This window comes from Massilia sp. Dwa41.01b (assembly GCF_014171775.1).
Classification (GTDB): Bacteria; Pseudomonadota; Gammaproteobacteria; order Burkholderiales; family Burkholderiaceae_D; genus Telluria.
Map to the genome: position 1 here is coordinate 3,947,658 of NZ_CP050454.1, position 23,084 is coordinate 3,970,741.

The window sequence follows — 23,084 nt, forward strand, 5'->3', positions numbered from 1 at the left end:
GAACGATTCTAGCAGAGCCGGGCGCAATGGCCCGGCCTGGTGGGCGGCCTGTCAGAGGCCGAAGGCGGCGGGATCGCCCCTGCCCTCGCGCACGAGCTCGGGCTCGGCGCCGGTGAGGTCGATGACCGTGGTCGGTTCGAGCGTGCCGGCGCCGCCGTCGATGACGAGGTCGATCTGCTTTTCCAGGCGCTCGCGCACCTCGTCCGGGTCGGACAGCATGTGCTCGTCGCCCGGCAGCTGCAGCGTGGTGCCGATCAGCGGCTGGCCCAGTTCTTCGAGCAGCGCCAGCGTGATCGCGTTTTCCGGCACGCGCAGGCCGATGGTCTTGCGGGACGGATGCGACAGGCGGCGCGGCACTTCCTTCGTTGCTTCCAGGATGACCGTATAGGGCCCGGGCATGGTGGCCTTCAGCAGCCGGTACTGGACGTTGTCGACGCGCGCGTACTGCGCGATTTCGGACAGGTCGCGGCACAGCATCGTCAGGTGGTGCTTGTCGTCGATGCCGCGCACGCGGCGCAGCTTTTCGACCGCGCCCTTGTCGTCGAGCTGGCAGACCAGCGCATAGGCCGAGTCGGTTGGCAGCGCGACCACACCGCCGGAGCGGATGATCTGCGCCGCCTGCGCGATCAGGCGCTTCTGGGGATTTTCCGGGTGGATCTGGAAGAATTGACTCATGCGGTCGCTCCCTGGCGCAAGGCCTGCAATGCCGCGATGCGTTCTTCCATCGGCGGGTGGGTTGAAAAGAGTGCGCCCCAGCCGCCGCCGCTGCCGGAAATACCGGATGCCGTCATCGACGAGGGCAAGGCGCCGGGCTGCAGGCCGCCCAGGCGGGCCAGCGCGTGCTGCATCGGTACCGTGCTCCCCAGCAGTTTAGCGGAACCGGCGTCGGCGCGGAATTCGCGCTGGCGCGAGAACCAGGCGACGATGATCGAGGCCACCAGGCCGAAGGCGATCTCGCACACGAACACGGTGGCCATGTAGCCGATGCCGGGGCCGCGGTTGTCGTTCCTCAGCAGGACCTTGTCGACAAAGAAGCCGACCACGCGCGCGAGGAAGACGACGAAGGTATTGACCACGCCCTGGATCAGGGTCAGCGTCACCATGTCGCCGTTGGCGATGTGCGCGACCTCGTGGCCGAGCACGGCCTCGACCTCGTCCTGGTGCATGCCTTGCAAGAGGCCCGTGGACACGGCGACCAGCGCGGAATTCTTGAAGGCGCCGGTGGCGAAGGCATTCGGTTCGCCCTCGTACACGGCCACTTCCGGCATGCCGATGCCGGCGCGCTCGGCCAGCCTGCGCACCGTATCGACCAGCCAGCGCTGGGTGCTGTTTGCCGGCTGCGCGATGACGCGCGCACCAGTCGACCATTTGGCCATCGGCTTGCTCATCAGGAGCGAAATGATGGCGCCAGTGAAGCCCACTACCAGCGAGAACACGGCCAGGGCGCCCACATCGATTCCCTGGGCGCTCACCGCCCGCCCTACCCCCAGCAGGTTGAGGACGACCGTCAGCACGAGCACAACCGCGAGGTTGGTCGCAAGGAATAACAGGATGCGTTTCATGGGGTGCTCCAGGGGCTTGATGGCATTAAGAGGCTGCCAAGATATGGCTGCGCAGCGGGAAATTCAAGCGTGGAGGCTTATGGCGGGCTTAAACGTAGGGTGGGCACTCCGTGCCCACCCTACGCCTGGCGTATCGGCCCCTCAGAACCAGTCGTGCCAAACCGGCGTCACGCCGCTCGGCAAGGGCGGCAGGGCATCGAACTCCACCCGCGACTCCCCCGGTGCATGAAAATCCGTCCCGCGCGATGCGAGAAAGCCATACCGCCGCGCCACTTCCGCGTACGTGGCGTACTGGTCCGGCGTGTGGCTGCCGGTGACGACCTCGATGGCATTGCCGCCCAGCTGGCGGAAGGTGTCGAACAAGGCGTCCTCGCCCGTTTGCGTGAACTTGTAGCGGCCCGGGTGGGCGATCACGGGGATGCCGCCGGCGCTCTTGATCCAGCCCATCGCGTCTTCCAGCGAGGCCCAGCGGTGCGGCACGTAGCCTGGCTTGCCTTCGGTGAGGTATTTCTTGAACACTTCCGCGGTCGTCTGGCAGGCGCCGCACTCGACCAGGTAGCGCGCGAAGTGCGTGCGCGAGAGCAGGTCCGGGTTGCCGACATATTTCACGGCGCCCTCGTAGGCGTTCGGGATGCCGGCCGCGTCCAGCTGGCGGGCGATCTCGCGCCCGCGCGCGTCGCGGCCATGGCGGGTGGCCGCCAGGCCGGCGAGCAATGCCGGGTCGTCCTCGTCGATCTGCAGGCCGACCAGGTGCACGGTCTGGTTGGCCCAGGTGACGGAAATCTCGACGCCGGACACGAAGTGCATGCCCAGCTCATCGGCCGCGACCCGCGCCGCCTTGATGCCGCCGACCTCGTCGTGGTCGGTCAGGGCCCATACACCGACGCCGGCCTTGCGTGCATAGGCGGCGACGGCGATCGGCGCGAGGACGCCGTCGGACACGTTCGAGTGGCAGTGCAAATCGACTTTCAACGAATCATTCAACATGGTACTGAGGCGGTGCTTTCCTGGAAGAGCAAACATTGTACGCCGCATCCTTGCGCGGCGCATTCCGGGCCAGGCGCGGCTGCATAGTCATGCCACCAGGAATGATAGAGTTGGCATTTCGGCCAGGGGAAACGACAGATGAAGACCTACCACGGCAGCTGCCATTGCGGCGCGGTGCGTTACGAAGCGGACATCGATTTCAGCCGCGGCACGATCAAGTGCAACTGCACGGTCTGCACCAAGATGCGCTTCTGGGCGGCGCAGGTGCCGCCGGAGGCGTTCCGCCTGCTGAGCGGGAACGACAGGCTCGGCGAATACCGCTTCGGCGCGCGCCGCGACGGGCACCATTTCTGCCGGCAGTGCGGGATCAACCTGTTTTCGACCGGGACGTCACGCAGTGGACGTTTTGTTGCGGTGACGGTGGCGAGCCTGGATGATGCGAGTGTTGCCGAGATGATGAGCGGGCCGGTGCGATATATCGATCGGCGCAATGATGAGTGGGATGTGGCACCGGAAGAGATTCGGCATTTGTGAGGCGCGTTTGGATGCCGTGCAGAGGAAATTTGCATTGGAGGCTGGCGAGGCAAATATTGTTTGCATTGTGGGCAGAGGCGATGTCGCCGAAATGCAGGTGATGAGACCGCGTGGGCTCAAGAGCCCACCCTACGTACCACGGCAGATCGTAGGGTGGGCTCTTGAGCCACGCGGTATGACACTCTCCATACCGCTCGGCATCCGACACCACGAGAAGCTAATCGGCGATACCGCTATTTGGCTCACTTCGCCAAAAACGCCTCGATCAAGCGTGCCAGCACCTCCGGCGAGACCGCGTGGGCTCAAGAGCCCACCCTACGTACCACGGCAGATCGTAGGGTGGGCTCTTGAGCCCACGCGGTATGACACTCTCCATACCGCTCGGCATCCGACACCACGAGAAGCTAATCGGCGATACCGCTATTTGACTCACTTCGCCAAAAATGCCTCGATCAAGCGTGCCAGCACCTCCGGCGAGACCGCGTGGGCTCAAGAGCCCACCCTACGTACCACGGCAGATCGTAGGGTGGGCTCTCGAGCCCACGCGGTATGACACTCTCCATACCGCTCGGCATCCGACACCACGAGAAGCTAATCGGCGATACCGCTATTTGACTCACTTCGCCAAAAACGCCTCGATCAAGCGTGCCAGCACCTCCGGCTGATCATGGTGCACCATATGCCCGGCATCCGCCACGATATGCGGCTCGACCGAGGCCATGTGCGCCAGGCGGCGGTCGACCTCGGCGCGCATTTCTTCCTGCGGCCCCATCCACTTCCACATCTCGGTATCACGCGCCTCGATCCACAGCACCGGCGCCGTGATGCGCTTCCACGAAGCGATCATCTCGTCCAGGTGGTAGAGCAGCGGCCCGCTCATCTTGTGCGCCGGGTCGCCGAGGATCTCGTATTCGCCCGCCGCGTTCTTCGCCGACCAGTGTTCGGCCAGGAAGGCCGCCCGCTCGGCAGGCAGGCGCGGATTGGTTTTCGTCAGGCGCGCCGCCACCTCTTCCAGGCTGGCATAGCTGCGCATCGTCGGCGGGTTGCGCAGTTCTTCCAGCCACTTCGCCATGCGCTTGGGCGCCTGTTCCGGCCGCGCACCCATCAGGCCGATGCCCTCCAGGTTGATCAGCCTGGCAACGCGCTCGGGCCGCGCACCGGCGTACAGGCTGATGACGTTGCCGCCCATGCTGTGGCCGAGCAGGTTCACCGGCTGCCCAGGCGAGTAGTGTTCCAGCAGCGCGTCGAGGTCGGCCACGTAGTCGGGGAACCAGTAGGTGTCGGAATGCGTGCGCTCGGACAGGCCGAAGCCGCGCCAGTCGTGCGCGATCACGTGCCAGTCGCCCTCCAGGGCGTCGACCATGAACTGGAACGAGGCGGACATGTCCATCCAGCCATGCGCCATGAAGAGCTTGGGTGCGCCCTCGCGGCCCCAGTGGCGCACGTGGGTGCGCAGGCCGCGAATGGTGAGGAATTCGGAACGGGAAGGTGTCATGGCGGGCTCGAACGGTAAAAAAGGCAGAAAAAAAGAACGACCGTTCGCATTATACGGGAGCCGTTGAATTCCTGCCGGCCGCCCCCATTTGCCGTCAATCGACAGCAGGACGGCGCCGGCGAGCGGACCGAAGGGCGTAAAATAGCGGCAACTTCACCCTTTACGCGATCACATCCATGGCGATTTACCAGCTGGGCGAGCATGCGCCCCAGATCGATGCGTCGGCCTTTGTCGCCGATACGGCCAGCCTGATCGGCAAAGTGACCCTCGAGGCGAACGCCTCGGTATGGTTCGGTGCCACGCTCCGCGGCGACAACGAGCGGATCACGATCGGCGAGAACAGCAACGTCCAGGAGGGCACGGTGATGCACACCGACATGGGCTACCCGCTCGTGCTCGGCAAGAACGTCACCGTCGGCCACCAGGCGATGCTGCATGGCTGCACGGTGGGCGATGGTTCGCTCATCGGTATCCAGGCCGTGATCCTGAACGGCGCGAAGATCGGCAAGGGATGCCTGGTCGGGGCCGGTGCCCTGGTTACCGAGGGCAAGGAGTTCCCCGACCATTCGCTGATACTCGGTTCGCCCGCCAAGGTGGTGCGTACCCTCACGGAAGAAGACCTGCAGCGCCTGCAGGGCAGCGCCGCCAGTTATGTGGCGCGCGGCCAGTTGTTCAAGGCGCAGCTCAAGCAAATCGGATAAACAATGACGACAGTAGAAACCCGCGACACCCTCCAGAAATTCATCTTCGACAACGCCGCCGTACGCGGCGAGCTGGTCGAGATCTCCGACACCTGGCGTGAAATCCAGGCGCGCCACGGCTACCCGAAAGCGGTGCGCTCCATGCTGGGCGAAATGGTGGCGGCCGCGGCCCTGCTGTCGGCCAACCTGAAATTCAACGGCTCGATCGTGATGCAGATCCACGGCCACGGGCCGGTGCGCCTGATGGTCGTCGAGTGCGACGCCGACCTGCGCATCCGCGCCACGGCAAAACTGGCGCCGGACGTGGACATCGCCGACGACGCCACCATGACCGAGCTGCTCAACGTGAATCGCCTCGGGCGCTTCGTGATCACGCTCGACCCGCTGGAAAAGATGCCGGGCCAGCAGCCCTACCAGGGCATCGTCCCGCTCGACGGCGACAGCATGGCCACCGTCATCGAAAACTACATGCTGCGTTCGGAACAGCTCGACACGAAACTGTGGCTGGCGGCCGACGACCAGGTCTCGCGCGGACTGCTGCTGCAAAAACTGCCGCGCCACAGCGGCAAGGAAGACCAGACGGCGCAGGCCACCGTCGAGGAAGACCTGGAAACCTGGAACCGCGCTGTCGTGCTCGGCAGCACGCTGAAGCAGGAAGAACTGCTGAGTACCGATATCCAGACCCTGCTCACTCGCCTGTTCTGGGAAGAGACGATCCGCGTCTTCGATCCGCAGCACCCGCACTTCCACTGCAGCTGCACCCGCGAAAAGGTCGGCAACATGCTGAAAATGCTGGGCCAGGACGAAGTGGAATCGGCACTGGCGGATCTCGGCGAACTGGGCATCAACTGCGACTTTTGCGGCAAGCACTACGCCTTCGACAAGGTCGATTGCGCGCAACTGTTCGCCACCCCGACGACGGCCGACGCGATGGTGCCGGCCGGCGAAGCGAAACATTAATCGAGGAACCCGTTGACGATGCGCGACACGCCCCGCTCCGCCTTCCCCCACTTCCTGGCGCTGCCGACGCGCTGGATGGACAACGACAGCTACGGGCATGTCAACAACGTCAACTACTACAGCTTCTTCGACACCGCGGTCAATCGGTTCCTGATCGACCGCGGCGTGCTCGACATCCACAAGGACGAGGTCGTGGGCTTTGTCGTCGAGACCAGCTGCTCCTACTTCAGTTCGATTTCCTTCCCCGACACCGTCCACGTCGGCGTGCGTGTCGCCAGGCTCGGCAATTCCAGCGTGCGCTACGAACTGGCCCTGTATCGCAACGACGAAGCCCTGCCCTCGGCGGCCGGGCATTTCGTGCATGTGTACGTGGACCGGCGCACGAACAAGTCGGTGCCGATTCCGGAACCGGTGCGCGCCCTCCTGGCGACCATCGCACCGGCCTAAGAGCCTATCCCGGTAGTCCGGGGAAAGCTGGTGGCGATGCATGGCAAGCGCGGGCAAGGCGCGAGGAGGCCGCATGGCTGGCCATGCAACGACGAGCAACGCAGCACGCGTTTGTCAGGCGCGCCAGCAGCGACTCCGGACTACCGGGATAGGCTCTAAGTACTCGCCCAGAAATAAATGTGTTTTTGGCTGCCATAACCGGCGCGCTGCTGCGTTGGCTCCCGCTTGCAGTGCTCGCACTGCGGCGCACTCGCCGCCTAGCATCGCATCCGGTTCTGTTTGCCAAAACTCACATTTATTTCTTGTCGAGTACTTAGCCCGCGCCGCAGCCGGCATGGCCGGCCGCACGCCACCCATCGGCCCGGCTGTCGATTCGTCGCATGCCGCTTTGCCGCCCGGCTTGCCGCCCTTAAAATGCGGCAATGAAACTTTCTTCCACCCTTGCCGCCGCCTGGGACTCGCTCTGGGTCCTGCAGAAGCGCCGCAGCCAACCCGCCTGGGCGCGCGTGCTGGCATGCAGCGGCGTGGCGGCCGGGCTGGGTGCGGTCATGATGCTGCTGACGGGCCTGTTGACAGGCCTGGCCAGCGACGGCAACTGGTGGCGCCTGATGGGGCCGGTCAACCTGACCATCTGCATCGTTACCGCCAATACGGTGCTGGCGCTGTTTCGCCTGCTCGAACTGCTGCTGCCGGCGCGTGTGCTGGCCGCCATGGCCGAGGGCCGCTACTGGAGCACGACCGTCATCCTCAACACCGTCGGCCTGGCCGGCCTCGTGCTCGGCTTCGTGCTGGCCCTGCTGGTGCTGGTCGGGGCGACCGGGCTGGGCCTCGAGGGTGTACGGCGCAATATCGGCGTTGGCGGCATCCGGCTGCGCATCCTGCTGTTCTTTGTCGTGGTCGGCATCGCCAACTGGGCTTGGTGGCGCCTGCGCGCCCGTGCCCGGGCCCAGCGGCGGCAAGCCACGGAAGCGCAGCTGCGCCTGCTGCAGGCGCAGATCGAACCGCACTTCCTGTTCAATACCCTCGCCAACGTGCAAAGCCTGATCGCCCACGACCGCGCGGCCGCGCGCCAGATGCTGGCCGACTTCAGCGGCTTCCTGCGCATGGGCCTGGAGCGCCTGCGCCACACCGACAGCACGCTGGCGCAGGAACTGGACATGGCACGCAGCTACCTCGACCTGTTCCGCATCCGCATGGGCGAACGCCTGCGCTACAGCATCGATGCCGATGCCGCCGCGCGCGCCGCGATCCTGCCGCCGCTGCTGCTCCAGCCGCTGATCGAGAACGCCATCACCCACGGCCTCGAGCCAAAAGTCGACGGCGGCACGGTGCACATCCATGCCCGGGTGCGCGATGGCCGGCTCGAAGTCTCCGTCAGCGACGACGGGCTGGGCCTGGATGCGCCCCGGCGCGCAGGCAAACCCCGCGGCAACGGCATGGCCCTCGAAAACATCCGCGCGCGCCTGCGCACCCGCTACGGCGCCAATGCGGCATTGAACCTGGCAGCGCGCGCCATGGGCACCCACGCCGCCATCCACCTTCCCTACACCGCGACGCCATGACACGTGCCCTGATCGCCGACGACGAACCCCATCTTGCCCAGCACCTGAAGGAGCAGCTTGCGCAGCTCTGGCCGGAACTCGACATCGTTCACGTGGCCAGGAACGGCTTTGACGCGGCCGAGCGGATCGCCGAGCTCCGGCCCGACCTGGCCTTCCTCGACATCCAGATGCCGGGCCTTTCCGGGCTCGAAGTGGCGCAGGGCATCGAAGGACCGACGCGCGTGGTATTCGTCACGGCCTACGACGAGTATGCCGTGCAGGCTTTCGAGCATGCCGCGCTCGACTACCTGCTGAAACCCTTGAAAACCGAGCGCCTGGCGCGCACGCTCGAGCGCGTGAAGGGAGCCCTGGTCACCCCCGCCGGCGACCGACGCCCAGCTCGCGCAGGCCCTGCAGAAGCTGCTGGCGCCACCTGCCCCGGCACCCCAGCGCCTGCGCTACGTGCGCGCCGCGCAAGGGCCGCTGACGCACCAGGTCCCGGTCGCCGACGTCCTGTTCTTCCATGCGGACGACAAGTACACGGTCGTGCGCACCGCCGCCGGCGAGCACCTGATCCGCACGCCGATCGCCGAACTGGCCGCCCAGCTCGACCCCGACCGGTTCTGGCAGGTGCACCGCTCTACCCTGATCAACCTCGATTTCCTGGCCGGCACCCGCCGCGACGAGACCAGCCGCCTGTTCGTGCGCATGGTCGGCATCGAGGCCGAACTGCCCGTCAGCCGCGCCTTTGTCCACCTGTTCAAGGCGATGTAGGGCGTGCGCGTGAACGCGGGCAAGGCATGGGCGGCATTCTGGACCTTGCGCAAGGCGCGGGGCGAGCCGGCATGGATGCGCGTAGCGATCGCCAGCGCGCTTGCCTGCGCGGTCAGCCTCGCGCTGGTCCTGCTGGCGGGCCTGCTGCGGCTCGCCCTGTTCGAGCCGGCCTGGTGGCGCGCGAATGCCCTGCCCTTCGTCTGCATCGGCGTCGTCACCGGCAACACCCTGCTGGCCCTGTTCCGCCTGCTGGAATTGGGAGTTCGGAAGCCAGGCTCGCACGCCTGCGGGTCGATACCGGCTGGAGGACGGGCCTCCTCTTCATTGCCCTTGCCCTGCTCGGCATCGTGCTGGGCTGCGCGCTTGGCCTGGGGCTGGTCCACGTCTTCCATGACCCGGCCGCCTGGGGGCGCCTGGCCCAGCCAGGCCAGCGTATCCGTTTCGCGCTGTTCATGCTGGTGCTGGCGGGAGCGGGTGCCGTGGCATGGCTGCTGCGGGCGCGCCGGCTGGCGCGGCGGCGCAGCACGCTCGAAGCGCAGCTGCAGCTGCTGCAGGCGCAGATCGAGCCGCAATTCCTGTTCAATACGCTGGCCGATGTGCAGATTCTCCTCGAGCTCGACCCGGACGGTGCGCGCCAGATGCTCGAGGAGTTCACCGACTACCTGCGCGCCAGCCTGGGCCAGCTGCGCCGGGCCGACAGCACCGTCGCCGCCGAGCTGGACATGGCGCAATGCTACCTGCAGCTGCTGCGGCTGCGCATGGGCGAGCGCCTGCGGTTTTCGATCCAGGCGAGCACGGGGGCGCGCGCCGCAACCATGGCGCCGCTGCTCCTGCAGCCGCTCGTCGAAAATGCGGTCAAGCATGGGCTGGAACCGAAGCCAGAGGGAGGCTGCGTGCAGATCCATGCCGATGTGCGTGACGGCCGGCTGGAAATCGCCGTGATCGACGACGGCGCAGGCTTGCCCGCAACACCGGATCGGGCCGGGCTGGCACTCGAGAATATCCGCGCACGCCTGGCGGCGCGCCATGGCCCGGATGCGGCGCTGACCCTTGCGCCGCATGGCGCCGGCACGCGTGCGATGATCGTCTTGCCGTTGATCGGCGCTGCTGTCGATTCGTCGCAAGCCATGTAGCTTGCAGCCGGCGCCCTGCCATCCTTTGTCCTGTTCACACCACCATGACAAAGGATCCACAGCATGCCGGCCCCTCGCTTTAACCTGGTTTTCGCTTTTCTCGTCCTGACCGGCCCTGGAGCCCATGCGCTTGCCGCCGACGACAAACCTTTCGAACCCGAGACGATGGCCATTCCGGCCGGCAGTTTCACGATGGGCTCGAACTACTGGAAAAGCACCTCGCCCGAGCGCGCCGTGCAGGTCAAGGCGTTCAGGATGGGCAAGTACGAAGTGACGGTGCGGGAATTCGGGCGCTTCGTCAATGCCACCGGCTACCGGGCGCCGCGCCAGTGCATCCAGATGGCCGGCAACCCCTGGTTTGCCAGCATGGCCGGTAGCTGGAACGCCAACACGCTCTCGCGCAGCCGCTACGAGCCCGTGACCTGCATCGGCCCGAAGGATGCAGAGGCCTACCTCGCGTGGATGTCGAAGGAAACGGGCAAGAAATACCGCCTGCCGACCGAAGCGGAATGGGAGTACGCGCACCGCGCCGGCAGCACGCGCAAATACCCTTTCGGGAACAACGAGGAGCTCGCCTGCCGCTACGGGAATATCGCCGACCGCTCGGCGGAAGCCGCCTTCAAGCGCGACTACGACGGCCTCGATTCGAAGTCGCACGTGGGCGTGGCACCCTGCGACGACAAATCGGAGTATGCGAGCATCGTCGGCATGTACGAGCCGAATGCGTTTGGCCTGCATGACACCCTGGGCAATGTGTCGGAGTTCGTGCAAGACTGCTTCAAGCCCGGTTACACGGGTGCCCCGGCGGACGGTTCGGCCGCCGTCGAGGCGAAGTGCGTGGCGCGGGTGAACCGCGGCGGCAACTGGCACTGGGAGGGCTGGGCCGCGTATCGCCGCGGCGACATGCCGGAAGACCTGGTCGGCGCACTGGAGGGCTTCCGGGTCGCGCTCGACGTGGACGATGCGGACGATGTCGTGGCCACGGCTGCGACGAGCGAGTTCGCGGCCGAGCTCGCGGACGCCCGGCAGAAGGAGCGCGACAGGCGCAGCCAGCGCGCAGCCATCAAGGCGGACTGATCCAGTTGCGCCGTGGGCGCACCGGCCACCCGGGGCCGACCGCAAGACCCCGCTAGCGCAGGTGCGCGATTTCGACGGAACCTTTTTCGTCGAAGATCGGCGAGGCCTGCGCCAGCCGGACGGCGTCGTTGAAGTCGCTTGCCGCGATGACGCAGTAGCCGGACAAGGGGCTGCTGCTCAGCTTTGCACCGACCAGCCGGGTGGGCACCTCGACGCTGCCGTGGCTGAGCGCGCCCCGGTCGAGCAGGGCCTGCCCCAGCCCCTCGAACCAGCTGTCCCAGCGCAGGGGATCATGACGCGGACCTTCCGCCTCCCCGACCGTGGCACCCCGAAAAACGACCAGAAATTTTTCCATGCCGACTCTTCTCCGATGAAGTGCGGGGCCGCGCCCCTGCTGCGTTTGTACCCAACCGTAGCACAAGGCCCAGGCCGGCGACGCACGCAAGCGCGCCGGCGCGCGCAGGCAGAAGCCGCCTTCCGGCGCGGCCGCGGCGGTCCCGCAATCGGATCGTGCTTCAGCGATTTGCCGGCGGTGCTAAGCTGCTTCCTTCCTGATAGTGTTGCATTTTTAGCAAACACTAACATTTCACTTCTGGAGAATCGCAATGCACATGGATACTGGAATCAATGCGGAAGACCGTGCACGCATCGTCGAGTCGCTCTCGACCGTACTGGCGGACGCCTACATGCTGTACCTGAAAACGCACAACTTCCACTGGAACGTGACGGGCCCGATGTTCTCGACCCTGCACGTGATGTTCGAAGAGCAGTACACCGAGCAGTGGAACGCCCTCGACGACATCGCCGAGCGCATCCGCTCCCTCGGCCACTTCGCCCCGGCCACCTCGCGCCGCTATGCCGAACTGTCGAGCATCAAGGAAGAACCGGACGTGCTCTCGGCCAAGGAGATGATCCGCCAGCTGGTCGACGGCAACGAAACCATCGTGCGTACCCTGCGCGCCGGCGTGAAGGTCGCCGACGACCTGGACGACTACCCGACCGCCGACATGCTCACCACCCGCATGGAAGTGCACGAGAAGAACGCCTGGATGCTGCGCTCCTTCCTCGAGCAGGGTGCGGGATCGACGCAGGGCGAAGCCTCGTCGGATTGACGACGCCCGGCGGCAGACGCCGCCTTGCCCACCCTCGCCGGCACGCTTAGCGGATGCCGGCTGCCGAGGTATCGCTCGGCCGGCGATACGGCTCCGGCTGGCTGGTCTGTGGGGGCGTGTAGTAGTAGGGCGTGGAGCGGCGCTCCTCGGCTTCCTCGCGCTGCTGCTTGCGTTCAGCGACGAGTTCGTTGTACCGGAGAATATACCGGTTCACCGCCTCCAGCCCTTCGTCTGCCTCGTCGATGGTGTTTTCGACAGTTTTTTCTGCGGCGTCAACCATCGCGACATTCGACCGGCTGCCGAGACGGCGCAGCTTGTCCAGGTCACGGTCGGACAGGCATCTGGCCGACGAAGTGGTACCGCAGGCGAAGCGTCGCAGGCGGGCGGCAAATGCTTCACCTTCTGCGAGCTGACCGCTCCCGAGCTCCCAGTCCCTGTCTTTCTTCATTTTTTCCGCACAGGCACGATAACTGTCGATACGTGCGATGAGCCTATCGCGCGCCGCGTCATCGAAATTGCCGGATGGTTCCGAATAGGGCCAGTCGCCGCAAGCTGCCGCCACGGAGCGCACCTTGCGCGCATCGTCCAGGTCCTTCTCGGCCTCCGTGATCAGTTCGGCGAGCAGCGGCTCAAGATATCGCAACGGGTCGGCCTCGACCCGCGCCATCGCAGCATCGAGTTGCTGCGCGACAAACGCATCGTTTTTTGCAAGCAACGGGGCGGCCTTTGCCTTGTTGAACGAAACCTCCTCGTTAATGCACATTTCGCGGTCGGAACGCGCTGACTTGAGCAATGCCGCCTTTTCCTTGCGCAATTCGCTCGCGTCATTCCAGACCAGCATCTCGGCGACCTTGCCCTCCAGCGGCGCGTTGCAGGCAGTCGCAACGGGCGGGGCGGGGGCAGGCTTGCGCGCCGCAGGCGCTGCCTGGACGGTGCCGGCGGCAAGGAGGAAGAGAAGAAGAGTACGGGTGAGTGTCATGAATATCTCGATTGGCGTGGGCGGACAGGGAAGGTAGCGCTGCGACAGGACTTGCCGCTGGATTGCTTGGCAAACCGCTACCATCCCTTGCAAACCAGTCATTATCGTGACGCGAGGAAAGTTAGTAAAGAAAGAAATTCCCGCCCGGTTCCTCGCGTTGTAATGACACATCGCGTGCATGGCCAGCTCAGGCCGGCCTGGCCACCGTCATCTTCTCGAGCAATTGCGCGACGCTTCGCACTTCAGGAACGGCAATGAAACCGTGGTTCGTCGTCTGCTGGCGTCCCCTGCTGTCCCGGACGGATTCGCGCTCGAAGATCACGTCGCCCGAGCCGTCCGCATGTTCGGTGCGTTCGAGCTCGCCGATGTCGGCAATCTGATAGGACTTGACGGTAATCGAGTCCTTGCCGGCGATGATGAGGGCGCGCCGGTTGGTGAGCCCATACACGATCCATGCCGCTTTTCTCCGCAACCAGAACGGAGAGCTCAGCCCGGCAATCCCGATCAGCAGGAAGGGCAAGCCGAACAGCGGAAACAGGCTCCAGCCGTCCTCGAACGAAGGCAGGCGAAAGCCCGACGCGCCGGCCATCCAGAAGAGGGAAAAGGCGGTCCAGGGGATGAAGAAGAACCAGAGCTTGAAGGCATCCTTCATGTAGCGCCGAGGCGAGGGCTGGCCAGTCCAGAGGAGGCTTTCGCCGGTGTTGAGTTCCGCGCGCAGGCGCTGCTGCAAGGGTTCGGGTAATGCGGCCAGGTGTGCCATGTGCTTCCTCTATGTGCTGCCGTGGGTCTGTCAGGTGCTGCTGCTCGACGGTATTGCCGCTGAGTATGAATATGTATTGCCAAGCTCAAATCGTGACGAGCCAGAGCCAGCGGCGGCGGTACCGGCGTTCAGTCGGCCGCTACTTTGTTGGCATGCAGCGCCACCAGTTCGCCGACCGTCAGCCCCTGCCTGCAGGTTGCCCGCTCGCCCGCGATGTCGTAGTGGCTCGCGCGCTCCATCGCCATCGCCTGCGCCAGGCGCGCCTGGAGCTGCGCGGCCGGGACCTCGACAGCGGGCGCGAAGTCGACACGATGCACGGCCTGAAGGAGTTCAGGGCTGTCCCGCTCGGGCAGCTCGGTTCCGGTGCTGCATGAAGCCCAGTTGCCGTCCCGCGTCGGATACACGAAGGAATACGGATAGCGGACGTGAACATACGCGCCCGCCCCGTCCTTCTTCACATACAGCAGCACCGGGTTTTGCTCGGCAAAGCGCGGACGGCCGTAATGGTCGACCGCGATGAACTCGATCGTATCCTGCGTGTGCTGGCCCGCCACGACCTTGAGGACCCGATATTTCGCCTTCAGCCTGGTGTTGAGGCGCATGCTGACGCGCTGCATGCCGCGCTCCTTCATCACGCGTTCATCCTCGGCTTTCCTGGCGGCGATCTCCTCCGGCGTGTCCGGGAAGACCTCGACCGAGATCTTTTCGCCGACGAAGGCGACGACGTCCGCAGCCAGCTGCGAGGCCGGGGCAGGCGTGGCGCCGGTGCCGGCCAGGACGGCCAGCGGCAAGCAGCCGAGTGCGATCAGGACGCCCGACAGATGGTGTTTGTTGAGCAAATCGGCCTCCTCTTTCAGTATGGTCTGGCGTTTCCGGACTGGCGATGCAGCGCGCGCCGCTGCGGACTCAAGGCGTACCGAGGAAAGCCTTGACCTCGCCCTGGAAGCGCTGGGGCTGGTCCCACATGATGAAGTGGGCGCTGTCCTCGATGCGCTTCAGGTTCAGGCTTTTCACGGGTGCGTAGGCGGTTTTATAAAAGCCATCGAACATCGCCGCGGGAATCGGCACGCTCTTCGGCTGGACATACAGCACGGTGACCGGGACGGTGATCTTCGCCAGTTCGGGCGTGAGGTCGGTGACGATCAGTTCGCGGTAGGCGCGCACGCCCACGTCAGGGTCGCTGGCCAGCGAATCGGCGGTCGCGCCGGCGCGCATCGCCTCGGTGTTGACCATGCCGGCGATGGTGTCGCCCGCCCGCTTGCTGCGTTGTTCGGGAGTGGCCGCGCGCATGCCGGCGGCGATGCCGTCCGCGACCGACTCGACCTTCTGGGCGCTGGCGCCGGGCCCGGCGAACAGCGGACCCATGTAGGGCACCATGTCGACCACCATCAGCCGCGACAGGGCTTGCGGATGGCGCGCGGCCAGCATCATGCCCATCGTGCCGCCCATCGAGTGGCCGATCACGGCCGGCTTGCTCAAGCCGGATTCCGCGATGTAGCGGGCAATCTCTTCGGCGACGGGCGCGGCGACCAGGCCCTCCTTGTTTGCGCCGGCAGGCTGGTCGGCGAAGCCCGCAACCTGCACCGGTGGTAGCGGTAACCGGGCACCGCGGACACGGTCGAGGCCCAGGCGCGCGGCGAGGAGTTCAGGCCGGGGATCAGGATGACATCCGGGCCCGTGCCCTCGGTGCGCACGGTGATGCGTTCGGAAGCAAAGGGTGCGGCCAGGGCGCCGGCGATCGGCAGCGCCGTCGCGACAGCCGCCAGCACCGCCATGAACCCGCGGCGCGAAAATTTGCTGCTTCCCATCCCTGCTTTCATCCCGTCTCCTCGGCATTATCGGTGGCATCGCGGCAGGCTCCCCGACGGGGACGCAGGCTGCCGGTCAATACACGGGCTAGGTTAGCTGATAATGCTGAGCAGAAAACTATCGCATTGTCACAACGCAATACGATACCGGTCCAGGTGTGCTTCAGGCCGTCGGCAGCGTGTAGTCGAACTCGTAGAAATGGTTGCGCTCCTCGATGCGGATGCGCATGGTGCCGCTGATGCCGGTGAGCTTGCCGGTGCCGGAATCCGGTACCACAGTGATCGACAGCTGCTGGGCACCGCGCGCCATGGTGCCCGAGTGCTGCAGCACGAAGCTGCCGCTCTTGCCGTGCAGGGTGCCGGTCACGCGTTCGATGGCGACGTAGCCGGCCGAGCCTTCGGTGACGGTCATGGCGGACAGCATTTCACCGGAGCCGCGGCCGTTCAGGTCGCCGTGATAGAGCTTGTCGATCGCCATGCGGCCCGTGGTGGCGTTGTCGACGACGACAGGCTCGCCTTGCGGGGTGACGGTGACATCGAACGGTCCGGCGGCGTGGAGCTGGCTCATGGTGCGATTCCTTCAGGTATGAAAAAGATATGACACATTCTAGGGGAATGTGGGCGGTAAATCACCCGTCGTGCGCATCTGCGCTGCCCTTGACCCGGACGGCGGCGCCAGATCCGGCCAGCGCGCCCAGCCAGGCAGGCGCTCTCCGGGTGCGGGAGCAAGGCTTGTCGTTGTATGATTGGCAAGCACCCGTTTCCGGAGACTGAAGACCATGTGGAAGACCTTGTCGATCGTGCTGCTGTGCTGCTCGTCCCTGCCCGCCTGGGCGTTTGATCCCTGGTGCAGCCCGCGCGGCAAGCAGGCTTACCGCTTCGAATGGGTGGTCAAGGGCAAGGCCGAGGACCTGGACGGGTCCTTTGTCGGCGAGGTGCGCATCCGGAACGCATCGGGCAAACTCGTGCAGGTACTCGGGAACGTCAGCAACTACTACGGGGAAGACAGCGAATGGCTCCCTGGCGCCCGGGATTACAACAACGACGGCTGCCCTGACCTGGTGATGACGAGCCAGGTTGCCGGAATCGGCAACGCAAGCGTCGAGGCCTACCTGTACAACCCCCGGCGGCGACGGTTCGAGCTCAACGAGGCCTTGTCGAACATCGGCGGCCTGGATGTCGATCCGCGCGACAAGAATTGCGTGACCGGCGGATGGAAGAGCGGTGCCGACAGTGTGTATGCGTCCCGGCATTGCTGGAAGAAAGGCAAGCTCGTCCTCGTCAGCGAATACAAGATTTCGCCGCGCTACAAGGAGGGATCGGAGTCCTTTTGCTACGAGCACATCGAGACGACCTACCGCGGCGGCAGGAAGCGCACGCGCACGAAGTGTACGAAGACATTCGAGTAAAAATTCCCCCGGAGGCCGAAGCTGATGTGGAAGACCCTGTCGATTGCCGTGCTGTGCTGCTCGTCCCTGCCCGCCTGGGCCGCCGATCCGTGGTGCAGCCAACGAGGCAAACCCGCCTATCGCTTCGAGTGGGTGCCGGAGAAAGAAGCTGACCGCACCCGCGGCAGCGTGCACATCAGCGACGCGTCCGGCAAGACGGTGCAGGTGCTCGCCAATCTCGGGAACGAGCGCGCAAACAGCGAATCGCTCGATACAAGCCGCGATTTCAACTACGACGGCTGCCCTGACCTGGCCGTCACCAGCGACGTCGGCGATACCGGCAACGAGAGCCTGACGGTGTTCCTTTACAAGCCCAAGGGGCGCCAGTTCGAACTGAGCAAGGCTTTGTCCGAGATCGGCGGCCTGGATATCGACAACCAGCATGGCAAGTGCGTCAGCGGCGCCTGGAATGTCGGCGAAGCGGAATATTATTCGTCGCGACACTGCTGGCGCCAGGGCAAGCTCGTCATCGACCACGAATACGACAGGACGACACGCGTCAACGAGGATGGCGAGTTCGTCTGCATGCTCCACGTCGAGACGACCTACCGTAACGGCAAGAAACGCACGCAAACGAAGTGTACGCAGGAGCCTTCCGTGCTTTGGTAGGGTGGACGGGGAACCCGTCCACCCTACGGATTGGATCGATTGACGCTAGTGGGCCTGCCCCGGCAGGTGCAGGTCGATCACCTTCATGATGGCGAGCGTCGTCGCCATGCTCATTTCGCCGCGGGCGAAGGCCTGGCGTAGTTCAAGCTGGGGCAGGCCGGCGGCGGCCGCCAGGTGGGTGGTGCCCTCGGCCTGCGCCGCCACTGCCGGGGCCTCCGCCAGCTGGGCGCTGTCGCCGCTCTCGAAAGCGGCGGCCAGGTAGGCGGCAAGCGCCTCGAGCGTGCTCAGGCCCGTTGCGGGATCCTGCGGGGATGCGCCATCGGCGCCATGGTCGGCTTGCATGATGTCAGTGGGTAGGACCGTTGCCGCGGCCGGCGTCCTGGCCGCCCTTGCCGGGTTTCGGCGGCGGCGGCGGCGGCGGGACGGTCATCGATTCGGTCGGTTGTTCGTCCTTGCGCAGGACCTGGACGAAGATTTCGTTCTGCTTGATCATGCCCAGTTCCAGGCGCGCACGTTCCTCGACGGCGCCCAGTCCTTCGCGCAGGTCGCGCACTTCCGATTCGAGCTTGGCGTTGCGGGCCTGCAGCTTGCCGGTGTGGACCTGGGCCAGGTCGACCTGGTCGCGCAGGTCGGAAACGGCCAGCATGCCGCCCTTCCCCAGCCATAAAGGGTATTGGATCAGTACCAGCAGGGCGGCGAGAACGAGCGTAATGAGGCGCATGGGGACAATGTTACGCCGGCCAGTCAGGGTGACCGGCCGGGTGGATACTTACTTGATGTGCTTCAGCTGATGCCGAGCCGTTTGTTGCGGCTCTGCATTAACTTATTTCAGATTATAGAACGCATCGCGGCCAGGGTAGCTGGCAACGTCGCCCAGGTCTTCCTCGATACGCAGCAGCTGGTTGTACTTGGCCATGCGATCCGAACGCGACATCGAGCCGGTCTTGATCTGCAGCGCGTTCAGGCCGACCGCGATATCGGCAATGGTCGAGTCCTCGGTTTCGCCCGAACGGTGCGAAATGACGGCCGTGTAGCCGGCGCGCTTGGCCATCTCGATGGCGGCGAAGGTCTCGGTCAGGGTGCCGATCTGGTTGATCTTGATGAGGATCGAGTTGGCGATGCCCTTCTGGATGCCTTCTTTGAGGATCTTGGTGTTAGTGACGAACAAATCGTCGCCGACCAGCTGCACGCGCTTGCCCAGGGCCGCGGTCAGCGTCGCCCAGCCTTCCCAGTCGCCCTCGTGCATCGCGTCCTCGATCGAGATGATCGGGTACTTGTCGACCCAGGTCGCGAGCATGTTGGTGAAGTCGGTCGAGGTCAACTGCAGGCCCTCGCCTTCCAGGTGGTACTTGCCGTCCTTGTAGAACTCGCTGGCGGCGCAGTCCAGGCCGATGGCGATCTGGGTGCCGGCTTCATAGCCTGCCTGCTCGATCGCCTGCATGATCAGCTTGATCGCTTCTTCATGGTTCGCCACCGATGGGGCAAAGCCGCCTTCGTCGCCGACCGCGGTCGACAGGCCCTTCGAGTGCAGGATTTTCTTCAGCGTGTGGAACACCTCGGCGCCGTAGCGGATGGCTTCCTTGAACGAAGGCGCGCCGACCGGGATGATCATGAATTCCTGGATGTCCAGGTTGTTGTCGGCGTGGGCGCCGCCGTTGATGACGTTCATCATCGGTACCGGCATCTGCATCGCGCCCGAACCACCGAAGTAGCGATACAAAGGCAGGCCCGCTTCCTCGGCGGCAGCCTTGGCGACGGCCATCGACACGGCCAGCATGGCGTTCGCGCCCAGGCGGCTCTTGTTCTCGGTGCCGTCCAGGTCGATCAGGGTACGGTCCAGGAAAGCCTGTTCGTTGGCGTCCAGGCCCATGATTGCTTCGCTGATCTCGGTGTTGATGTTCTCGCAGGCCTGCAGCACGCCCTTGCCGAAGTAACGCTTCGGGTCGCCGTCACGCAGTTCGATCGCTTCGCGCGAACCGGTCGACGCGCCCGACGGCACGGCCGCACGGCCCATCACGCCCGATTCCAGCAGCACGTCGCATTCGACGGTCGGATTGCCGCGCGAGTCAATGATTTCGCGGCCGATAATATCAACGATAGCACTCATGTCTCAAATCTCCAGAAGGTAAAAAATCCTGTCGCACATGAAAGTCGAGGCGCCATATGAGGCGCCTCGACTTGCAAGCTAAATAATCCCAATAAGCAATTATGCCTTGAAACTGTTCTCGAGGAAGCCCGCACGCTTGACCACGCGGTCCAGTTCGACCAGGGTCGTCAGCAATTCCTTCATGCGGCCCAGCGGCACCGCGTTCGGGCCGTCCGACATGGCGTTGGCCGGGTCCGGGTGGGTTTCCATGAACAGGCCGGCGACGCCCACGGCAACCGCCGCGCGCGCCAGCACCGGCACGTGTTCGCGCTGGCCGCCCGAGGACGTACCCTGCCCGCCCGGCAGCTGAACCGAGTGGGTGGCGTCGAACACCACCGGGCAGTTCGATTCGCGCATGATGGCGAGCGAACGCATGTCGGACACCAGGTTGTTGTAGCCGAAGGAAGCGCCGCGTTCGCAGGCCATGAAGTTGTCCTCGTTCAGGCCCGCATCGCGAGCTGCCGCGCGTGCCTTGTCGATCACGTTCTTCATGTCGCCCGGCGCCAGGAACTGGCCCTTCTTGATGTTGACCGGTTTACCCGAACGCGCGCAGGCGTTGATGAAGTCGGTCTGGCGGCAGAGAAAAGCCGGCGTCTGCAGGACGTCCACGACGCTGGCCACTTGCGCGATCATCTCTTCGTCGTGCACGTCGGTCAGCACCGGCACGCCGATTTCGCGGCGCACGTCGGCGAGGATCTCGAGGCCCTTGTCGATGCCGGGACCGCGGAAGGTCTTGCCCGACGAGCGGTTCGCCTTGTCGAAGGACGATTTATAGATGAAGGGGATGCCCAGCGCGCTGGTGATTTCCTTCAGCGTGCCGGCCGTGTCCATCGCCATCTGGCGCGACTCGATCACGCAGGTGCCGGCGATCAGGAAAATCGGGTGTTCCTGGCCTACTTCAAAACCGCAGAGTTTCATGCTGCGTCTCCTTGCAAAGCTTGTTCGTTGGCCGCGGCCGGGGCGCTGCGCGCCTGGTGCGCGAGCGCGGCCTGGATGAACGAGGTGAACAGCGGGTGGCCGCTGCGTGGGGTCGACTTGAATTCAGGGTGGAACTGCACGCCCATGTACCACGGGTGCGCGTTCTCTCCGCTGCGCGGCAGTTCCATGATTTCGCACAGGTCTTCGTTCGGGGTGCGCGCCGCGACGACGAGGCCGGCCGCTTCCACCTTCGGCAGGTAGAAGTTGTTGGCTTCGTAGCGGTGGCGGTGGCGCTCGGTCACGACGCTGCCGTAGATCTCGGCCGCCAGCGTGCCCGGTTTCACGGCGCAGGTCTGCGCGCCCAGGCGCATGGTGCCGCCCAGGTCCGAGTTCTCGTCGCGCTTTTCCACTTTGCCGTCGTGGTTCTGCCATTCGTTGATCAGGGCGACGACCGGCTGGTCGGTTTCCAGGTCGAATTCGGTCGAGTTCGCGTTCGGGAAGCCGGCCATGTGGCGTGCGTATTCGATCAGCGCCACCTGCATGCCGAGGCAGATGCCGAGGTAAGGGATCTTGTTTTCGCGTGCATAGCGCGCGGCCATGATCTTGCCTTCCACGCCGCGCTTGCCGAAGCCGCCCGGCACCAGGATGGCGTCGTACTTGGCCAGGTGCTCGCAACCTTTCGTTTCGATCTCTTCCGAATCGAGGTACTCGATGTTGACGCGGCTTTCGGTATGGATGCCGGCGTGGCGCAGCGCTTCGGTCAGCGACTTGTACGATTCGGTCAGGTCGACATATTTGCCGACCATGCCGATGGTGACTTCGTGCTTCGGGTTTTCCAGCGTGTGGATCAGTTTCGTCCACATCGACAGGTCGGCCGGCGGCGCCTGGATATCCAGCGCTTCGAGGATGATGTCGTCCAGGCCCTGGTCGTTCAGCACCTGCGGCACCTTGTAGATGGTGTCCACGTCCCACACCGAGATCACGGCCTGCTCTTCGACGTTGGCGAACAGCGAGATTTTCGCGCGCTCGTCGTCGGGAATGCGGCGGTCGGCGCGGCACAGCAAGGCATTCGGCGAAATGCCGATCTCGCGCAGTTTCTGCACGCTGTGCTGGGTCGGCTTGGTTTTCAGTTCGCCGGCCGACGCGATATACGGCACCAGGGTCAGGTGGACGAAGGCCGTCGACTTGCGGCCGGCGCGCAGCGACAGCTGGCGCGCCGCTTCCAGGAAGGGCAGCGATTCGATGTCGCCGACGGTGCCGCCGATCTCGACCAGCGCGACGTCGACGCCTTCGGCGCCGCGGCGGATGTAGTCCTGGATCTCGTTGGTGATGTGCGGGATCACCTGCACGGTCTTGCCGAGGTATTCGCCGCGGCGCTCCTTGCGGATCACGGACTCGTAAATCTGGCCGGTGGTGAAGTTGTTCACCTTCTTCATGCGGGTGCTGATGAAGCGCTCGTAGTGGCCCAGGTCGAGGTCGGTCTCGGCGCCGTCGTCGGTGACGAATACTTCGCCGTGCTGCATCGGGCTCATCGTGCCCGGATCCACGTTAATGTAGGGATCGAGCTTGAGCATGGTGACTTTGAGGCCGCGCGATTCGAGGATCGCGGCGAGGGAGGCGGCTGCGATCCCCTTGCCCAGGGAAGACACGACGCCGCCGGTGACGAATACAAATTTGGTCATTTGCTGAAGGTGCCGAACGGCACGCGCGGGAAATTGAAATTATACCCTAAACGGGCTGAAACTTTCTCTTATCAAGAGGATAAGGGCGGTTTTCGCCGATGTTGGGGGCATTTCATGCTGAACAATTGTTTTTGCGCAGCAAACAGAAGTTGGCATGGTCGGCCCAGCGCATTCCCTTCGCGTCATGCCGGTTGTGAAAACGCGTGGAGTCGGGACTCCACCCTACACCACGGCGGATAGTCCCTCGTTCGCATGCGCAGCGACCGCGCATAGGCCGTACCGCGTGGGCACGAGTGCCCACCCTACGCCAATTCACAGGTTGCGTGCCGAAAAAATGGCGGCGCCTTGCCATCGTAGGGTGGGCACTTGTGCCCATGCCGTCTCACCATCTGAACATCGGCGCCGCCATCC

At 64.8% G+C, this 23,084-nt stretch carries 25 protein-coding genes and 1 pseudogene; 11 read left to right on the top strand and 15 right to left on the bottom strand.

Annotated features, from left to right (window positions below; all coding sequences use genetic code 11):
* Positions 1 to 51: 51 nt before the first annotated feature.
* The 3 genes from G4G28_RS18135 to G4G28_RS18145 all read right to left on the bottom strand — a co-directional run bounded on the left by G4G28_RS18135 (position 52) and on the right by G4G28_RS18145 (position 2,549).
* Entirely contained in the window at positions 52 to 675 is a 624-nt protein-coding gene (locus tag G4G28_RS18135; RefSeq protein WP_182989341.1) for an L-threonylcarbamoyladenylate synthase, read from the bottom strand.
* Positions 672 to 1,562, bottom strand: coding sequence for a protease HtpX (gene htpX, locus G4G28_RS18140; RefSeq protein ID WP_182989342.1), 891 nt, complete (start codon positions 1,560 to 1,562; stop codon positions 672 to 674). The genes G4G28_RS18135 and htpX overlap by 4 nt, the downstream gene beginning before the upstream one ends.
* Before the next feature lie 141 nt (positions 1,563 to 1,703).
* A complete protein-coding gene (locus tag G4G28_RS18145) occupies positions 1,704 to 2,549 on the bottom strand; it encodes a 3',5'-nucleoside bisphosphate phosphatase (RefSeq protein ID WP_183107668.1) in 846 nt (281 codons plus the stop codon).
* A 138-nt stretch (positions 2,550 to 2,687) separates the two neighbouring features.
* Here G4G28_RS18145 and G4G28_RS18150 point away from each other — a divergent pair, with 138 nt between their 5' ends.
* Positions 2,688 to 3,083 carry a GFA family protein gene (locus G4G28_RS18150; protein WP_182989343.1) on the top strand — a complete coding sequence of 132 codons (396 nt, stop codon included), beginning with the start codon at positions 2,688 to 2,690 and terminating at the stop codon, positions 3,081 to 3,083.
* A gap of 616 nt (positions 3,084 to 3,699) precedes the next feature.
* On the opposite strand, the gene G4G28_RS18155 is transcribed toward G4G28_RS18150, so the two are convergent.
* Positions 3,700 to 4,578, bottom strand: coding sequence for an alpha/beta fold hydrolase (locus G4G28_RS18155; RefSeq protein WP_182989344.1), 879 nt, complete (start codon positions 4,576 to 4,578; stop codon positions 3,700 to 3,702).
* Positions 4,579 to 4,754: 176 nt separating this feature from the next.
* On the opposite strand from G4G28_RS18155, the gene G4G28_RS18160 reads away from it, so the two are divergent.
* The 7 genes and pseudogenes from G4G28_RS18160 (at position 4,755) to G4G28_RS18190 (ending at position 11,211) form a co-directional block, all read left to right on the top strand.
* Positions 4,755 to 5,279 carry a gamma carbonic anhydrase family protein gene (locus G4G28_RS18160; RefSeq protein ID WP_182989345.1) on the top strand — a complete coding sequence of 175 codons (525 nt, stop codon included), beginning with the start codon at positions 4,755 to 4,757 and terminating at the stop codon, positions 5,277 to 5,279.
* A 3-nt stretch (positions 5,280 to 5,282) separates the two neighbouring features.
* Entirely contained in the window at positions 5,283 to 6,239 is a 957-nt protein-coding gene (hslO, locus tag G4G28_RS18165) for an Hsp33 family molecular chaperone HslO (RefSeq protein WP_182989346.1), read from the top strand.
* A gap of 18 nt (positions 6,240 to 6,257) precedes the next feature.
* Positions 6,258 to 6,686 carry a thioesterase family protein gene (locus G4G28_RS18170; RefSeq protein ID WP_229425659.1) on the top strand — a complete coding sequence of 143 codons (429 nt, stop codon included), beginning with the start codon at positions 6,258 to 6,260 and terminating at the stop codon, positions 6,684 to 6,686.
* A 422-nt stretch (positions 6,687 to 7,108) separates the two neighbouring features.
* Positions 7,109 to 8,248, top strand: coding sequence for a sensor histidine kinase (locus G4G28_RS18175; protein WP_183107669.1), 1,140 nt, complete (start codon positions 7,109 to 7,111; stop codon positions 8,246 to 8,248).
* A pseudogene (locus G4G28_RS18180) lies at positions 8,245 to 9,001 on the top strand (LytR/AlgR family response regulator transcription factor). Before G4G28_RS18175 ends, G4G28_RS18180 begins: the two are co-directional and overlap by 4 nt.
* A gap of 347 nt (positions 9,002 to 9,348) precedes the next feature.
* On the top strand, positions 9,349 to 10,134 hold the full coding sequence (locus tag G4G28_RS18185; RefSeq protein WP_183107670.1) for a sensor histidine kinase: 786 nt from the start codon (positions 9,349 to 9,351) through the stop codon (positions 10,132 to 10,134).
* Positions 10,135 to 10,197: 63 nt separating this feature from the next.
* Entirely contained in the window at positions 10,198 to 11,211 is a 1,014-nt protein-coding gene (locus G4G28_RS18190) for an SUMF1/EgtB/PvdO family nonheme iron enzyme (RefSeq protein ID WP_182989348.1), read from the top strand.
* A 52-nt stretch (positions 11,212 to 11,263) separates the two neighbouring features.
* Here G4G28_RS18190 and G4G28_RS18195 read toward each other — a convergent pair whose 3' ends face one another.
* Entirely contained in the window at positions 11,264 to 11,566 is a 303-nt protein-coding gene (locus G4G28_RS18195) for a hypothetical protein (RefSeq protein WP_183107671.1), read from the bottom strand.
* A 250-nt stretch (positions 11,567 to 11,816) separates the two neighbouring features.
* Between G4G28_RS18195 and G4G28_RS18200 the strand changes: the two genes are divergently transcribed.
* A complete protein-coding gene (locus tag G4G28_RS18200; RefSeq protein WP_182989349.1) occupies positions 11,817 to 12,323 on the top strand; it encodes a Dps family protein in 507 nt (168 codons plus the stop codon).
* A 46-nt stretch (positions 12,324 to 12,369) separates the two neighbouring features.
* On the opposite strand, the gene G4G28_RS18205 is transcribed toward G4G28_RS18200, so the two are convergent.
* The 5 genes from G4G28_RS18205 to G4G28_RS18225 form a co-directional block, all read right to left on the bottom strand.
* Complete coding sequence (locus tag G4G28_RS18205; RefSeq protein WP_182989350.1) at positions 12,370 to 13,302, bottom strand: hypothetical protein; 933 nt, start codon at positions 13,300 to 13,302, stop codon at positions 12,370 to 12,372.
* Positions 13,303 to 13,489: 187 nt separating this feature from the next.
* Positions 13,490 to 14,062: a hypothetical protein gene (locus tag G4G28_RS18210; RefSeq protein ID WP_182989351.1), complete on the bottom strand. Its 573-nt coding sequence runs from the start codon at positions 14,060 to 14,062 to the stop codon at positions 13,490 to 13,492.
* Between the two features lie 128 nt (positions 14,063 to 14,190).
* Positions 14,191 to 14,901 (bottom strand): hypothetical protein, encoded by a 711-nt coding sequence (locus G4G28_RS18215; protein ID WP_182989352.1) that lies wholly within the window; start codon positions 14,899 to 14,901, stop codon positions 14,191 to 14,193.
* Between the two features lie 67 nt (positions 14,902 to 14,968).
* A complete protein-coding gene (locus G4G28_RS18220) occupies positions 14,969 to 15,910 on the bottom strand; it encodes an alpha/beta fold hydrolase (protein WP_202033855.1) in 942 nt (313 codons plus the stop codon).
* Between the two features lie 123 nt (positions 15,911 to 16,033).
* Complete coding sequence (locus G4G28_RS18225; RefSeq protein ID WP_182989355.1) at positions 16,034 to 16,438, bottom strand: DUF3224 domain-containing protein; 405 nt, start codon at positions 16,436 to 16,438, stop codon at positions 16,034 to 16,036.
* 211 nt (positions 16,439 to 16,649) lie between these two features.
* Between G4G28_RS18225 and G4G28_RS18230 the strand changes: the two genes are divergently transcribed.
* Positions 16,650 to 17,279 carry a hypothetical protein gene (locus G4G28_RS18230; protein WP_182989356.1) on the top strand — a complete coding sequence of 210 codons (630 nt, stop codon included), beginning with the start codon at positions 16,650 to 16,652 and terminating at the stop codon, positions 17,277 to 17,279.
* Between the two features lie 24 nt (positions 17,280 to 17,303).
* Positions 17,304 to 17,927 (top strand): hypothetical protein, encoded by a 624-nt coding sequence (locus G4G28_RS18235; RefSeq protein WP_182989357.1) that lies wholly within the window; start codon positions 17,304 to 17,306, stop codon positions 17,925 to 17,927.
* Positions 17,928 to 17,972: 45 nt separating this feature from the next.
* Here the strand turns inward: G4G28_RS18235 and G4G28_RS18240 are convergent, their stop codons facing one another.
* The 5 genes from G4G28_RS18240 to G4G28_RS18260 form a co-directional block, all read right to left on the bottom strand.
* Positions 17,973 to 18,269, bottom strand: a complete 297-nt coding sequence (locus G4G28_RS18240; RefSeq protein WP_183107672.1) for a hypothetical protein — start codon at positions 18,267 to 18,269, stop codon at positions 17,973 to 17,975.
* A 4-nt stretch (positions 18,270 to 18,273) separates the two neighbouring features.
* Positions 18,274 to 18,648, bottom strand: a complete 375-nt coding sequence (ftsB, locus tag G4G28_RS18245; protein ID WP_182989359.1) for a cell division protein FtsB — start codon at positions 18,646 to 18,648, stop codon at positions 18,274 to 18,276.
* Positions 18,649 to 18,750: 102 nt separating this feature from the next.
* Positions 18,751 to 20,034: a phosphopyruvate hydratase gene (gene eno, locus G4G28_RS18250; protein WP_182989360.1), complete on the bottom strand. Its 1,284-nt coding sequence runs from the start codon at positions 20,032 to 20,034 to the stop codon at positions 18,751 to 18,753.
* Between the two features lie 99 nt (positions 20,035 to 20,133).
* Entirely contained in the window at positions 20,134 to 20,991 is an 858-nt protein-coding gene (gene kdsA, locus G4G28_RS18255) for a 3-deoxy-8-phosphooctulonate synthase (RefSeq protein WP_182989361.1), read from the bottom strand.
* Positions 20,988 to 22,673 (bottom strand): CTP synthase, encoded by a 1,686-nt coding sequence (locus tag G4G28_RS18260; RefSeq protein WP_182989362.1) that lies wholly within the window; start codon positions 22,671 to 22,673, stop codon positions 20,988 to 20,990. The genes kdsA and G4G28_RS18260 overlap by 4 nt, the downstream gene beginning before the upstream one ends.
* Positions 22,674 to 23,084: the final 411 nt, after the last annotated feature.

What these genes read in the sequence shown, in the direction of transcription:
- G4G28_RS18225 (WP_182989355.1), bottom strand. Translation starts at nt 16,438, where the DNA reads ATGAGCCAGCTCCACGCCGCCGGACCGTTCGATGTCACCGTCACCCCG.
- G4G28_RS18145 (WP_183107668.1), bottom strand. Translation starts at nt 2,549, where the DNA reads ATGTTGAATGATTCGTTGAAAGTCGATTTGCACTGCCACTCGAACGTG.
- ftsB (WP_182989359.1), bottom strand. Translation starts at nt 18,648, where the DNA reads ATGCGCCTCATTACGCTCGTTCTCGCCGCCCTGCTGGTACTGATCCAA.
- G4G28_RS18220 (WP_202033855.1), bottom strand. Translation starts at nt 15,910, where the DNA reads ATGCCACCGATAATGCCGAGGAGACGGGATGAAAGCAGGGATGGGAAG.
- G4G28_RS18175 (WP_183107669.1), top strand. Translation starts at nt 7,109, where the DNA reads ATGAAACTTTCTTCCACCCTTGCCGCCGCCTGGGACTCGCTCTGGGTC.
- hslO (WP_182989346.1), top strand. Translation starts at nt 5,283, where the DNA reads ATGACGACAGTAGAAACCCGCGACACCCTCCAGAAATTCATCTTCGAC.
- G4G28_RS18205 (WP_182989350.1), bottom strand. Translation starts at nt 13,302, where the DNA reads ATGACACTCACCCGTACTCTTCTTCTCTTCCTCCTTGCCGCCGGCACC.
- G4G28_RS18190 (WP_182989348.1), top strand. Translation starts at nt 10,198, where the DNA reads ATGCCGGCCCCTCGCTTTAACCTGGTTTTCGCTTTTCTCGTCCTGACC.
- G4G28_RS18235 (WP_182989357.1), top strand. Translation starts at nt 17,304, where the DNA reads ATGTGGAAGACCCTGTCGATTGCCGTGCTGTGCTGCTCGTCCCTGCCC.
- G4G28_RS18160 (WP_182989345.1), top strand. Translation starts at nt 4,755, where the DNA reads ATGGCGATTTACCAGCTGGGCGAGCATGCGCCCCAGATCGATGCGTCG.
- G4G28_RS18195 (WP_183107671.1), bottom strand. Translation starts at nt 11,566, where the DNA reads ATGGAAAAATTTCTGGTCGTTTTTCGGGGTGCCACGGTCGGGGAGGCG.
- G4G28_RS18260 (WP_182989362.1), bottom strand. Translation starts at nt 22,673, where the DNA reads ATGACCAAATTTGTATTCGTCACCGGCGGCGTCGTGTCTTCCCTGGGC.
- G4G28_RS18200 (WP_182989349.1), top strand. Translation starts at nt 11,817, where the DNA reads ATGCACATGGATACTGGAATCAATGCGGAAGACCGTGCACGCATCGTC.
- htpX (WP_182989342.1), bottom strand. Translation starts at nt 1,562, where the DNA reads ATGAAACGCATCCTGTTATTCCTTGCGACCAACCTCGCGGTTGTGCTC.
- G4G28_RS18230 (WP_182989356.1), top strand. Translation starts at nt 16,650, where the DNA reads ATGTGGAAGACCTTGTCGATCGTGCTGCTGTGCTGCTCGTCCCTGCCC.
- kdsA (WP_182989361.1), bottom strand. Translation starts at nt 20,991, where the DNA reads ATGAAACTCTGCGGTTTTGAAGTAGGCCAGGAACACCCGATTTTCCTG.
- G4G28_RS18135 (WP_182989341.1), bottom strand. Translation starts at nt 675, where the DNA reads ATGAGTCAATTCTTCCAGATCCACCCGGAAAATCCCCAGAAGCGCCTG.
- G4G28_RS18170 (WP_229425659.1), top strand. Translation starts at nt 6,258, where the DNA reads ATGCGCGACACGCCCCGCTCCGCCTTCCCCCACTTCCTGGCGCTGCCG.
- G4G28_RS18240 (WP_183107672.1), bottom strand. Translation starts at nt 18,269, where the DNA reads ATGCAAGCCGACCATGGCGCCGATGGCGCATCCCCGCAGGATCCCGCA.
- G4G28_RS18210 (WP_182989351.1), bottom strand. Translation starts at nt 14,062, where the DNA reads ATGGCACACCTGGCCGCATTACCCGAACCCTTGCAGCAGCGCCTGCGC.
- G4G28_RS18155 (WP_182989344.1), bottom strand. Translation starts at nt 4,578, where the DNA reads ATGACACCTTCCCGTTCCGAATTCCTCACCATTCGCGGCCTGCGCACC.
- eno (WP_182989360.1), bottom strand. Translation starts at nt 20,034, where the DNA reads ATGAGTGCTATCGTTGATATTATCGGCCGCGAAATCATTGACTCGCGC.
- G4G28_RS18150 (WP_182989343.1), top strand. Translation starts at nt 2,688, where the DNA reads ATGAAGACCTACCACGGCAGCTGCCATTGCGGCGCGGTGCGTTACGAA.